This window comes from Herbidospora galbida (assembly GCF_005233835.1).
Lineage (GTDB): Bacteria > Actinomycetota > Actinomycetes > Streptosporangiales > Streptosporangiaceae > Herbidospora > Herbidospora galbida.
The window spans coordinates 59,707-73,052 of the sequence record NZ_SZQA01000020.1 but is presented as its reverse complement, the minus strand read 5'-3'; the positions used below and the strand labels follow the sequence as shown (position 1 = coordinate 73,052).

Genomic DNA, 13,346 nt, shown 5'->3' with positions numbered 1-13,346 from the left:
TCAGCCGACGTCGTAGGCGTCCCGGGCCGACAGCACCTTCGGGAGGTTGGCCCGGGACCACGCGCACATGGTGTCGAGCGGTTCGACCAGGGAGTGGCCGAGCGGCGAGAGCTCGTACACGACCTTCGGCGGGATCCCCGGATAGGCGGTCCGGGTCACCAGCCCGTCGCGCTCCATCGAGCGCAGCGACTCGGTCAGCACCTTCGGGGTGATGCCGGTCAGCGGGACCTTGAGCTCGGAGTAGCGCCGGGGGCCGTCCTGGAGGCAGCGGATGATCTTCGCGGTCCACTTGTCGCCGATCCGGACGGGCGAGGTCACGGGGGCGCACCCGGCGAACATGTCGGGGTCGAGAGGCTCTGCCACCTTCGGGAGGGTACGTGAGTATCGTTGCGGAAACCAAGGGTGCGCAGGTTAGCGTCACGCCCCATGAGAATCGTGGTTTTCGGAGCGGGCGGCCGGGCCGGCCGCAGGATCGTGACCGAGGCGGGCGCCCGCGGGCACGAGGTCACCGGCGTCTCCCACCGGCCGGGCGACTGGACGGTCGGCGACGTCACCGACCCCGAGTCGGTGGCCTCCCTGGTCGCCGGGCAGGACGCCGTCGTGATGGCGGCGAGCAGGTATGAACCGGACTTCTTCCCCCGTGCGGCCAAGGCCCTGGTCGGCGGGATGGCCGAGGCCGGGGTGACCCGGCTCGTGGCGGTCGGCATCGGCACGACGCTGGAGACACCTGAGGGCGTGCCGCTGTACGAGACGCCCGGCTTCCCCGAGGACGCGCGGGCCTTCACCCTCGGGCACGTCGAGGAGCTCGGCGTGCTCCGGGAGTCGGGGCTCGACTGGGTGGTGCTCGCCCCGCCGCCGGTCTTCCTGAACGAGGACCCGGCGACCGGCCGGCACCGCGTCGGCGGACGCCGCGCGCCCGCCGACGAGACCTTCGGCTACGCCGACCTGGCGGCGGCCGTGGTCGACGAGGCCGAACGGCCCGCGCACCACCGGGAACTGGTGGCCGTCACCGCCGTCTAGGCCCATTCCCCGGCGAGGTGGAGCGGCGCCGCCTCGACCCCGGCGGCGGTCATCGCGCGCCGGCAGGCCAGGGCCGTTTCGGTGTCCACCAGCCCGAGGACGGGCGGCAGCCCCGGGATCAGGGACTCCAGCCGGCAGGAGGCGATGGTGCCGGGCAGCCAGGGCGCGGGCACGTCCTCGGTCAGCCGCCGCTCGATCCCCGGCATCGACAGCAGGCCGCCGCCCACCACCGTGACGTCCCGCCTGGCCCGCGCCTTGGCGACGTCGAAGCAGTGGGGGAAGGAGTCGTCCACGACGATCGTGCCCGGCCGCAGCCGGTCGACGTCGATGACCTGATCGTGGCCGTTCACCGCGGCGACGATCAGGTCGGCCTCGTAGACCTGGTCGATGCCGCAGATCTCCCCACTTGGGGGCAGGCCGTCCAGCGGGGCCGCGTCGTCGCGCAGCAGCAGCCGCTTCGGCCGGTCGGCCGCGGCCAGCAGCAGACCGAGCGCCGACCGGCCGATGGAGCCGAGCCCGACGAAGGCGACGGTCAGATCACGCGGCGACCGTCCCGCCAGCGCCTTCTGGACGGTCAGCACCACCGAGACGGCCGTCGCGGCGTGCCCGGTCGTGACGGGCACAGCGGTTCGCCGCGTCACGTCGAAGCCGTAGCCGGTCAGCGACGGGATCGTCCCGGCGAGCGACACGGTCCGCGCACCGAGCGCGGCGGCCTGCTCGACGGCTTCGGCGGTCCGCGCGGCCAGATCGGGCGTGCCGGCGAGCTCGTCGGCGAACAACGGCAGACAGACGAAACCCGACCGGCCGAGCGGCGTGCCGAGCTCCTCGGCCAGGCGCGGGCTTCCGCCGGGGAACAGCAGGGCGCGCACGCCTTCTCGGGTCAGCGCGGGGTCCCCGGCGAGCGCCCGCACTTGTGCGAAGGGGGGCAGATAGCCGACCAGGGCAGCATCAAGGGTCGCTTTTCCAGCGAGCGGCCGCGCCTGAGGGATCAGCAGCGGGCCCTCGGCCAGGGGCGCCCTTCCGGCGAGAGGTCGCTCTTGGGCGATCAGCGGCGGGCGGGCGGTCGGCAGTTCGGTCCGCGGCAGTTGCTCGACACGTTCAGCCTCGGCCACGGCGGTCCGCAGCAATCGCTCGAAACGTTCCCCGTCCGCCACGGCGGTTCGCAGCACCAGCCGCAGATCGCCGTCCGGTGTGGGCCGGACCGACAGGAAGGTCTGGGCGCCCACGGGGGCGATCTCCCCGTCGAGGTCCCAGGTCAGCCGTAAAGTGCGGCCCTCCAGCGGGCCCAGCGCGGTGAAGTCGAGGTAGGTGAAGAAGAACTGGGTGGCCCTGATGTCCTCGGCGTTCGCCGTGCGGGCGGCCCTCACCTCCTTGGCCACCGCCCGCAGGTCTCCGGCGGCGGGCCGGACCGGCACCGCGTGCGCGTACGGGCCGAAGACCAGGTGGGCGTCCGGTGGCGCGTCGTCGCGGCCGGACACGGCGACGCCGAGCATGAGGTCGTCGTGGCCGGTGAAGGCGGTCAGCGCCCGGTGGTAGGCGGCCAGCACAGCGACGAACAGTGTCGTGCCGGCCTCCGCGGCGGCCCGCCGCAGCGCCGCCGCGCCGACGGTGAACGCCACCGTGCGGGCCGGGCCCGGCGCGACCACCGGCTTCCGGTACGCCTCCCGCCCGCCCGCCGGGGCCCGGAGCCGGGCCACGTGGTCGCGGAAGGTGCTGCGCGGCGCGGGCGACCCGACCCCGTCGTAGGCGGCGAGCAGTTCACGCCCGAGCAGCGCAGCGCTGTAGCCGTCGCCGATCAGATGGTGGGCGTGCACGACCAGCACGTGCTCCTCGGGGGTCAGCGTGACCAGCCGGAGCCGAAACAGCGGCCACGCCCACGGCTCGAAGACCCGCTCCCGCTCGGCGGCGATCGACGCGGCGGGGTCGGCGGCGTCCTCGAAGATCACCGGCAGCCGCAGGGAGCCCGGGAGCTCCTGCTGCACGTCGCCGGGGAAGACCGTGCGCAGCATCCCGTGCCGGGCCACGCAGGCGTCGACCGCGCGCTGGAACCGCTCCCGGTCGACCCGCCCGTGCACCCGCAGCGTCGCCAGCCACGCCTGGCCGGCCAGCAGGAACCCGCGCTGCGCGGGCGTCAGCGGGAACGGCCCCTCGTCATCGGTCGTCGGCACGTCCGAAGGTTCGGCGTCGTCGATGGCGCGGGCCAGCGCGGCCAGCGTGCCGTGCTCGTAGACGACCGTCGGGCGCGGCAGGGTGGCGATGTGGTCGGCGAGCCGGGCGAACACGCGCAGGATCAGGATGGAGTCGCCGCCGAGCGCGAAGAAGTCGTCCTCCCGCGACACGCGGGGCACCTCCAGCAGCGAGCGCCACACCTCGGCGACCAGTTCCTCGGTCGGGGTCGCGGGCGGGGTCCCGTCGAGCTCGCGGCGGTCGATCTTGCCCGTGGGGGTCTGCGGGAGCGCGGTCACGATCTCGATCCGGGCCGGGATCATGTACGCGGGCAGCCACGCCCCCAGGTGCCGGCGCAGCGCGACGGGATCGGGGTCGCGGCCGGGCCGGGGCTCGACGAACGCGGTCAGCCGTTCGCCCGTCAGCACCACGGCCGCCCGCGCGACCTCCGGATGCGTGTGGAACGCCGCCTCGACCTCCCCGGGCTCGACCCGATGGCCCCGCACCTTGACCTGCGCGTCGAGCCGCCCGAGGAAGACGAGGTTCCCGTCGGCGTCGCGCCGGACGCGGTCGCCGCTGCGGTACCACCGCACGCCGTCGCGTTCGACGAACGCCGTGCCGGGGTCGTCGAGGTAGCCGGGGGTCAGCCCGGCCCCGGCGATGAGGAGTTCGCCGGTGTCGTCCACCTCGACGAAGGTGCCCGCGACGGGCCGGCCGATCGGGATCGCGGTGACGTCGTCGGCGGGGCGCTCGTCGATGACGTGGCAGGTGGCGTTGATCGTCGACTCGGTGGGGCCGTAGAGGTTGGCGATGCGGGCGACGGGGCCGTACAGGTCGAACCAGCGGCGCACGTGTTCCGGCGGCAGCGCCTCGCCGCCGACGTGGATCCAGCGCAGGCGGTGCTCGACGGGCCCGGCGTCCAGCAGCCGCGCCCACAGGCTCGGGACCGAACTCCACACCGTCACGTCGCGGAGCCGCCCGGCCAGCAGCCCGGGGTCGCGCACCTCCTCCCGCGTGAACGTCACCACCGTCGCGCCGACCAGCAGCGGGGCCAGCAGCTGCCTTACCGAGGCGTCGAAGCAGACGGACGCCGTCTGGGCCAGCCGGTCGCCCTCGTGGTAGCCGAAGGCGGCCAGGGCCCAGTCGAGGTAGTTCTCCACCGACCGGTAGGTGATGGGCACGCCCTTGGGGCGGCCGGTCGAGCCGGAGGTGAAGATGACGTAGGCGATCGCGTCGGGGGAGACGTCCGGGGCGTCGTACTCGCCCTCGCCCGAGACGTCGGTGACGACCGTGGTCACGCCGCAGCGGGTGAGCTGGTCGCGGCGGCGGGCCTCCGGATGCGTGGCGTCGAGGGGCACCCAGCCCGCGCCCGCCCGGACGATGCCGACCAGGCCGACGACGGTGTCGATCCCGGGTTCGGTCATCAGCCCGATCAGGTCGCCGGCCCCGCGCAACCGGTTGGCCAGCGCGGCCGACCGCCGGTCGAGTTCGCCGTAGGTCAGCCGGGCGGATCCGGTGTCGACCGCGACGGCGTCGGGGGTGGCGCGGAACTGCGCCCGCAACCGGGCCGCCAGCCCCGGCCGCTCGGCGACCGACAGCTCGGACAGATGATCGGCGGCCAGCCGGGCGACCGTCGCCCGCCGGAACAGCCGCGACGGGAAGTTCCACGAGAACCGCAGCTCACCGGCCGACTCCCAGCACAGCAGGCTCAGCCGGGTCGCGGCCGACGCGGTCCCGGCGGCGGTCGCGACGACCTCCACCGGGCAGGCCGGGTCGGTCGCGGCGGGGAACCGGGCGAAGCTGAACGACGCCGGGCTCGCCGTGCGCGGGCCGCCGGCGGCGGGCAGCAGCCGGGCCAGGTCGGCGGAGGTCGGGGTGGCGTGCCGTTCGGCGTCCTGCCAGAGGTCCCGCAGCCGCGCGGCCAGCTCCGGCAGCGGCTCGCCGGGGCGCACCCCGGTCAGCAGCGGCAGGGTGTCGGCCAGCGGCCCGACCAGGCGGTCGACGCCGGGAAGGCGGACCTCGCGGCGCGCCCGGGCGACGTTCACCGCGACCGCGCCGCCGCCGGTCCAGCGGGCGAGGCAGCGGACGTAGGCGGCCAGGAGCAGGTGGAACAGCGAGACGCCGTGCGCGGCGGCCGTCGCCCGCAGGGCGGCCGACTGGTCAGCCGTCAGCGCGACCTGCACGGCGTCGAGGGGCGGCCCGTCCGGGTCGCCGTCGTAGGGGAGGCGCAGGTCGGGGGTGGTCTTCAAGACCTCCGTCCAGTACGTCAGATCGCCCGCCCCCGCCGGCTCCGAGGCGGCGGCGTATTCGGCGAAGGTCGTGGCCAGGGGCGGCAGGACCGGGGCGGTCCCGCGCGACAGGGCCGTGTAGACGGTCCAGAGCTCCTCGCCGAGCACGTTCAGGCTGAAGCCGTCGGCGGCGAGGTGGCTGGCGACGATGACCAGGTGGGTCCCGGCGGGGGTGCGCGCCAGCACCGCCCGCAGCGGGCTCCCGGCCGCGAGGTCGAACGGGCGGTTGCGGAGCTCGCTCTCCAGAGCGTCGAGATCGTCGGTGTCGCGGACCTCGAAGAACGGGCGCACCGACGGCTCCGCCGACTGCGTGCCGTCGGGATTGATCCGCAGCCGCAGCATCGGGTGCCGGTCGACCAGGTGCTCCAGAGCTCGTCGGAGGCGGTCGGGGTCGAGAGGCCCGGTGATGGTCTGGCGGACATACCCGTACGCCGAGATCTCGGGGTAAAGACGGTGCTGGGTCTGGAACGCGACCTGCACCGGCGTGAGCGGGAACGACCCGTCGGCGTCGAGGTGGGCCGACAGCTCGCGCAGGGTGCGGAACTCGAAGAACAGGGTGATCGGAAGCGGGCGGCCCAGCTCCTTCTCCAGGCGTTTGACCAGGTCGACGGCGGTGAGCGAGTCGAGCCCGAGGCTGAGGAACGACTCGTCGTCACCGATGTCGTCCCGCCGGAGCGCCCCGCCGACCAGCCGCCGCACGACCGTCCGCACGTCACCGGAGGGCGGCACGGGAGCCGGTTCCGGTACGGCGGCCAGATCGGCCACCACCACCTGCGCGGCCCCCGATCCGACCGCGCCGCGCAGGGCGGCCAGCGCCGCCGACGGGTCGAGCGCGCCCCGGGTCACCCCCGCGCGGGCGGCCAGGCCGACCTCCGCGAACGCGGCGAAGTTCACCGCGATCCACGGCCCCCCTTCGGCCCGGCACAGCGCGTCGAGGTAGGCGTTGGCGGCGGCGTAGCCGCCGATCCCCCCGGCCAGACCGGGCAGCACCGACGACACCGACGAGAACGCCGCGCACACGATTGGCGTGAGCCCATGGCGGCGCAGCCCCTCGGCGAGCAGGTGGGCGCCACGGGTCTTGGCCGCCATGCCCGCCACGATCGCCTCGGGGGCCGCGCCCCGCAGCGCGCCGGGGCGCACCTCCCCGGCGGCGTGGAACAGCCCGTCGAGCCGGGGCAGCCGGGCGAGCAGCGCCTCGACGTCGGCCTCCCGCGACACGTCGGCGGACTGGTAGTCGACGGTCGCGCCCCGGGAGCGCAGGTCGGCGAGCAGTCCGGCGGGCGGCCGGGGCGACCGCCCGGCCAGCACGATCGTGGGCCGCCCCCGGTCGGCGAGGTCCCGCGCCAGCGCGGCCCCGACCCCGCCCGCGCCGCCGGTGATCAGGTAGAACCCGTCCGGGGGCAGCTCCCGCGAGGCGGGGACGACCGCCTCCGGCTCCCGCTCCAGTCGCCGGCCCTCGCGCCACGCGACGAGCCCGGAACCCCGGGCGGCGAGCTCGCTCCCGACGGCGGCGACCCTCTCGTCGAGGGGCTCCCGCGAGGCCAGGTCGACGACCCTGACCTCGCTGCCCGTCTCCTGGGCCAGCGCCGCCGCCAGCCCTTCGACCACCGCCTGCTCGGGCCGGTCGACGTGCACGTCCTGGGTGACGACGAGCACCCGCGCCGCGTCGAGCGCGACCAGCGCCGCCGTCAGGTCGCGGTGCACGGCGTCGAGCGCGTCGGCCGAACCGGCCCGCCGGGGCGCTCCGGCCACGAGAACAGTGACGTCTCCGCCGGTCAGCACGGTCACGCCCGGGGCGGCGAGCGCCTCCGCCAGGCCGTCGACGGCCACCGGCGGGCCGTCGACCGGCCGCTCGCGCCAGACCAGCCGGTGCAGCAGCCGCGACGAGGGCCAGTGGCGGCGGCGCTCGAACGGATACGTCGGCACCGACACCCGGGTCCGCCCCCGGTCCATGGTGGTGCGGTCGATGGGGAGGCCGCGCTCCCACAACGCGCCGACGGTCTCCAGCAGCGCCCGCGCGCCGCCCTCGTGCCCGGCCGCCATGGTCGTCACCGCCGTGGTCCCGGTGCCGGAGGCGGCCCGGACCGCGCCGCCGAGCGCGGGCGACGGCCCGAGCTCCAGGAACGTGTCGTACCCCTCGGCGACCAGCCGGCCGATCGCGTCGGCGAACCGCACCGGCCGGGCGGCGTGGTCGCGCAGGTAGGCCGGGTCGAACGACGGGTTCCACGCGTTGGTGACCGTGCTGAGCAGCGGGATCTCCGGCGGCCGGACGGTCATCCGGGCCGCCGCCCCGGCCAGCGGGTCGAGCGCCGGGTCCATCAGCGGCGAGTGGAACGCCCGCGCGACGTTGATCCGGCGTCCGCCGAGCGCCTCGACCGCCTGCGGCGGCCCGGCGACCACGACCTGACCGGGCGCGTTGACCGCCGCCACCGTCACCCCGGGCGGCAGCGCGGCGTCGGCGGGGACGACCGCCATCGCGCCGGGCGGGCAGAGGTCGTGCATCAACCGGCCGCGTTCGGCCGCGAACGTGACGGCGTCGGCGAGGCTGAGCCGCCCCGACACACAGGCGGCGGCGATCTCGCCCACACTGTGCCCGGCGACCGCGTCCGGGGTCACGCCCCAGGCGCGGAGCTGGCGGGCGAGCGCGACCCCGTAGGCGACCATCAGCGGCTGCACCACGTCGGTGCGGACGACGTCGGCGGCGGGATCGACGCACCAGTCCTTGAGGGTCCGTCCGCCGACGGGGCCGACGAGGTCGGCGGCCTCGTCGATGACCTGCCGGAACACCGGCGCGTTCGCGTAGAGGTCCGCCCCGGAGCCCTGCGCGCCCTGACCGGGCAGCAGGAGGACCAGCCGTGGACGCGGCCCGGCGACCCGCCCCTCGGCGTTCGCCAGCCGTTCGGCCAGGTCGCCGTCGGCGACGACCGCGAGGCGGTGCGGGCCCTCGTCGCGGGCCCGCGCGACCGACGCGCAGACGTCGCCCTCGTCGTGGCCGGGGAGGAACGCGGCCAGATCGCCCGCCGCCCGGCGCAGCGCGGGCGCGCTCCACGCCGACAGGGTGAGCAGGCTCAGGCCCTCGTGCGGGGTGCGCTCGACCTGTCGCGCGGGGGCCTCGGACAGGATGGCGTGCGCGTTGGTGCCGCCGAAGCCGAAGGCGTTGACCCCGGCGGTGCGCGGGCCGGTCCACTCGACCGGCTCGGCCGGGACCGTGAACCCGTCGAGGCCCTCGGCGGGGGGATCGGCGTGCAGCGACGGCGGCACCTTCCCGTGCCCCAGCGCCAGCACGACCTTGACCAGGCTCGGCATCGCGGCCGCGTTGAGCAGGTGGCCCACGTTGGTCTTCACCGAGCCCAGCAGCCGGGAGCCGGTGGGGAAGGCGTGCCGCAGCGACCGCAGCTCGATCGGGTCGCCGACCGGGGTGCCCGTGCCGTGCGCCTCGACGTAGGCGACCTCGGCCGGGTCGACGCCCGCCTCCGCGTAGGCCTGGGTGATCACCTCGCGCTGGGTGAGCGGGTTCGGCGCGAGCAGGCTCAGCGACCGGCCGTCGTTGTTGACGGCCGTGCCCCTGACGAGGGCCAGGACGGTGTCACCGGAGCGTTCCGCGTCGTCGAGCCGGGCCAGCACCAGCGCCGCGCCGCCCTCGCCGGGCACGAACCCGTCGGCCGCCGCGCCGAACGCGCGGCACCGCCCGGTCGGGGAGAGCGCCTGGGTCTTCCCGAGGGCCCGGTATCCGGCCGGGGTGAGGGTGAGGTTGACCCCCGCCACCACCGCGAGGTCGCATTCGCCCTGCTGGAGGCTGCGCCGGGCCAGGTGGAGGGCAACCAGCGCCGACGAGCAGGCCGTGTCGACGGCCAGCGCCGGGCCGGTCAGGTCGAGCGTGTGGGCGACGCGGGCGGCGAGCAGGTTCGGCAGGTTCCCGGTCAGCGCCTCGGCCGGGAGCCCCGTCGCGCCGTGGGCGGCCTCCAGGATCTCCCGGTAGCCGCTCTCTCCGGCGGCGGCGAACACGCCGACCCTTCGGCCGTGGCGGCGGGAGCCCGCGTAGCCCGCCCGTTCGAGCGCCTCGTGGGCGAGTTCGAGCAGGAGCCGGGCCTGGGGGTCGGTCGCGGCGGCCTCCTCGTCGGACAGCCCGAAGAAGCGCGCGTCGAACAGGGCCGGGTCGTCGAGGAAGCCGCCGTGGCCGGGGTGGTCGAAGCGGGTGATGCGGGCGATGGCGTCGTGGCCGCCGTCGAGCCGCTCCCAGAACCGCTCGGGGGTGTCGGCGCCGGGGAACCGGCAGGCCATCCCGGTGATCGCGACCGGCGACCCACCGGCACCGCGCACCGAGGCTCGTTCGTGGGCGGGCGGGGCCAGCAGGTGGGCCGCGAGGGCGGCGACGGTGTCGTGGTCGCGGACGTCCGAGGGACGCAGCGTCACCCCGAACCGGTCCTCGACGGCGGCCAGGACCTGCATGGCCTTGAGCGACGACCCGCCCAGCGCGGCGAACCGGTCGTACGGCCCGACGGCCTCGACGCCGAGCACGTCGGCCCAGATCGCCGCGACGGCCGCCTCGACGTCGGCCCGGGAGCGCGGGGCCGGGCTGAACTCCCCGGCCTCGAACCGGGCCCGCAGCACCGAACGCCGCAGCTTCCCGCTGGTCGTCCGGGCGAACGCCGTCGACGGCACCGTCACCACGCCCACGTCGTCGTGCCCGCACGCCTCGGCGACCCGCCGCCACACCTCGGCGACGACCCCGGCCGGCGCGGGCGCCCGGACGAACACCACGACCCGCTCGCCCTCGGGCCCCGACGAGCCGACGACCGCCACCGGGCCCTGCACGGCCCCCGCCGCGACCTCCTCCAGGTCGGCGGCGTGGAAGGTGGCGCCGTTGACGAACACGACGTCCTTGGCCCGGCCGGTCACGCACAACCGGCCCTCGTGCAGGAACCCCAGGTCACCGGTGTCGAGCCAGTCGCCGAACGGCGCGGCGCGGTGGTAGCCGCGGGCGACCTGGGGCCCCCGCACCTGGATCGGCCCGACCCGGTCGTCTCCGGCGATGCGGACCTCGCAGCCCGGCACCGGCGGGCCGACGTCCATGAACTCGACCGCGTGCGGACCGGCCGCGGTGAACTCGACCCGGCCCTCGGCCAGCGCCCGCCGGTCGAGCACCAGCGGTTCGGCCGTGGCGCCCGGCGGCGGCACGGTCACCGCGAGCGTCGCCTCGGCCAGCCCGTAGACCGGCTGCGGCACGTGCGGCGGCAGCCCGGTCTTGGCCAGGAACGCCCGCCAGACGCGCGGCGAGATCGGCTCCGCGCCGACCAGGATCAGCCGCACGCTCGACAGGTCGAGCCGGGCGATCACCTCGTCGGGCACCCGCCGCTCGACCAGCGCCAGCGCGAAGTTGGCCGCCGTCAGCACGGTCGCCCGGTGCCGCGCGGCCGTTTCCAGCCACACGGCGGGGCGCTTCGCGAAGGCCAGCGGCGCCAGCTTCACCTGTTTGATCCGGGCCGCCAGCGGCGCGAGATGGGTGCCGATGAGCCCCATGTCGTGGAAGTAGGGCATCCAGCTGACCGAGACGTCGTCGGGGGTGATCGCGGCGGCGGCCCGGATCTGCGCCAGGTTCGCCACGACGGCCGCGTGGGTGAGCTCGACGCCCTTCGGGTCTCCGGTGCTGCCGGAGGAGAACTGGAGGAAGGCCAGGTCGTGCGGTGACCGTACCGGCAACTCGGTGGCCTTCTCCCCCCGAAGCAGGGCGGCGGGGGAGAGCGCCCGCGCCTCCGGGATCGGCGGCTCGTCGGCCACCGTCGGCGGGCGGCCGAGGAACTCCCACACCGGCCGGACCCGGCGCGGATCGGGGGCCAGCGGGACGGGCACGAGCCCGGCCGCGACCAGCCCCCAGAAGAGCGGCTGGAAGTCCTCGCTCCGGTCGGCGACCAGCGGAATCGGGGTGCCCGGGGGGATGCCCTCCCGTAACAGCGCGCCCGCCACGCGCAACGCCTGGTCGCGCAGTTCGGCGTGGGTGACGACCCGCTCGGTCCCGTCGCCGCGCACGTGCACGACGACCTGGTCCGGCGCGTCGTCGGCCGCCCCCAGCAGCACATCAAGCAGCATCGTTCGCCCCCGGCTCTCGCGGATTCCGGGACATGATGACAGAGACCGGGCGAATTGCGCGTCACGCATATAGTGCGTGACGCGCAAGTTATTGGTAGGTTCGGCGGCATGCGCACCAAAGGCATCAACTACGACACCGGCTTCGCCGACGTCTACGCCCGCGCCGCCGGGCACAGCACCCACGAGCCCTTCGACCTCGCCGAGGTCGCCCGCGACATGCGGGTCATCCGCGACGACCTGCACTGCACGGCGGTCCGGATCAGCGGGCAGTATCCCGACCGGCTGAAGGCCGCCGCCACCGCCGCCGCCCAGGCCGGGCTGGAGGTCTGGCTGTCCCCCTTCACCTGCGACCTCACCGTCGGCGAACTGCTCGCGGTGATCGCCGACTGCGCCGAGCACGCCGAGCGGCTGCGGCTCGACGGCGCCGAGGTGGTCATGGTCACCGGGTCGGAGGTGAGCATGATGACCACCGGCTTCCTGCCCGGGGAGACGCTGCGCGAGCGGCTGCCCCGGCTGGGCGAGGGGATCGCCGACGTGCCGGACAAGGTGAACGCGTTCCTCGCCGAGGCGGTCGCGCTGGTGCGGGCACGGTTCGGGGGCCGCGTCACCTACTCGTCGCTGCCGTTCGAGCGGGTCGACTGGACGATCTTCGACATCGTCGCCACCGACGCGGGATACCGGTCGGCGGCCACCGCCGCGACCTACCGGGAGACGGTCTCGGCCCTGGTCGAGCAGGGGAGGGCGCTGGGCAGGCCCGTCTCGGTCAACGAGTTCGGCTGCGTGACCTACCGGGGCGCGGCCGACGCGGGGGAGCGCGGCGACTCGGTCGTCGAGTGGAGCGACCGCGGCCCGGCCGCCCGGCTGACGCGGGAGGTCGTGCGCGACGAGGAGGAGCAGGCCCGCTACCTGCGTGAGGTGCTGGCGATCCTCGACGGTGAGGGGGTCGACGCGGCGTTCTGGTACACCTTCGCGCGGTGGGACCTGCCGGGCGGCTTCGACGTCGCGAGCCCGGGTGTGGTGAAGGTGCTGGGCGACCGGGCCGGGTGGGAGCCGAAGGCGTCCTTCGCCGCCCTCGCCGACGTCTACGGGCGCATGAATATGCTGCCGTCATGACCGACCTGAGGGCCCGCAACCGGCAGGCCACCCGCGAGGCGATCACCACTGCCGCGCTGCGCCTGGCCGTCGAACAGGGCCCCAGCGGCCTGGCTCTCGTCCGCGTCAACGACATCGCCTCGGCGGCCGGGGTGTCGCCCCGGACGTACAACAACTACTTCTCCAGCAGGGAAGAGGCCATCTGCGGCGGGCACGCCGACCAGTCGCGGCGCGCGGGCGACGCGCTGCGCGCCCGGCCCGCCGGCGAACCGCTCGACGTGGCCGTGACCGAGGCGATGGTCGGGCTGTTCACCGACCCCGAGCCCGACCGGGCCGGGCTGCGCATGATCATGCTGACCCCCGAACTGGAGGGCGAGGCGCTGCGCGCCTTCAGCGTGGGGGAGGCCTCGCTCGCCGAGGCGATCGCCGAACGCACCGGCGAGACCGGGCTGCGGCCCGAGGTCACGGCGGCGGCCGTGGTCGCCGCGATCAGGGTCGCCGGGAGGAACTGGCTGGCCCCGGCCGCGAACCGGCCGTTCGCCGACGTCATCCGGCGCGCGCTGGCGTGTGTCTTCTCACCTGATCAAACCTCTCGATGAGGTAGATCGTTTACGCCCGTGCAACGGAAGTTAATGCCGGGACAATAGTTGAAAGTTTAACTCGTGCTGTTTCGTGAGCTTTGTGTGGCTTGCG

Annotated in this window: 5 protein-coding genes; 3 read left to right on the top strand and 2 right to left on the bottom strand. The window is 75.3% G+C overall.

The genetic code is table 11. From position 1 onward, the window contains the following. Positions 1-363, bottom strand: a complete 363-nt coding sequence (locus FDA94_RS20875; protein ID WP_246060067.1) for a winged helix-turn-helix transcriptional regulator — start codon at positions 361-363, stop codon at positions 1-3. Between the two features lie 63 nt (positions 364-426). Between FDA94_RS20875 and FDA94_RS20870 the strand changes: the two genes are divergently transcribed. Beyond that, a complete protein-coding gene (locus FDA94_RS20870) occupies positions 427-1,020 on the top strand; it encodes an NAD(P)-dependent oxidoreductase (RefSeq protein ID WP_137248757.1) in 594 nt (197 codons plus the stop codon). On the opposite strand, the gene FDA94_RS20865 is transcribed toward FDA94_RS20870, so the two are convergent. Then, complete coding sequence (locus FDA94_RS20865; protein WP_212735421.1) at positions 1,017-11,561, bottom strand: non-ribosomal peptide synthetase/type I polyketide synthase; 10,545 nt, start codon at positions 11,559-11,561, stop codon at positions 1,017-1,019. The genes FDA94_RS20870 and FDA94_RS20865 overlap by 4 nt on opposite strands. Before the next feature lie 108 nt (positions 11,562-11,669). Between FDA94_RS20865 and FDA94_RS20860 the strand changes: the two genes are divergently transcribed. After that, positions 11,670-12,674, top strand: coding sequence for a glycoside hydrolase family 113 protein (locus FDA94_RS20860; protein ID WP_137248755.1), 1,005 nt, complete (start codon positions 11,670-11,672; stop codon positions 12,672-12,674). Then, complete coding sequence (locus FDA94_RS20855; protein ID WP_137248754.1) at positions 12,671-13,252, top strand: TetR/AcrR family transcriptional regulator; 582 nt, start codon at positions 12,671-12,673, stop codon at positions 13,250-13,252. Before FDA94_RS20860 ends, FDA94_RS20855 begins: the two co-directional genes overlap by 4 nt. Positions 13,253-13,346 lie beyond the last annotated feature (94 nt).

Coding starts and splice junctions, on each gene's coding strand:
- FDA94_RS20855 (WP_137248754.1), top strand. CDS start 12,671: ATGACCGACCTGAGGGCCCGCAACCGGCAGGCCACCCGCGAGGCGATC.
- FDA94_RS20870 (WP_137248757.1), top strand. CDS start 427: ATGAGAATCGTGGTTTTCGGAGCGGGCGGCCGGGCCGGCCGCAGGATC.
- FDA94_RS20865 (WP_212735421.1), bottom strand. CDS start 11,561: ATGCTGCTTGATGTGCTGCTGGGGGCGGCCGACGACGCGCCGGACCAG.
- FDA94_RS20860 (WP_137248755.1), top strand. CDS start 11,670: ATGCGCACCAAAGGCATCAACTACGACACCGGCTTCGCCGACGTCTAC.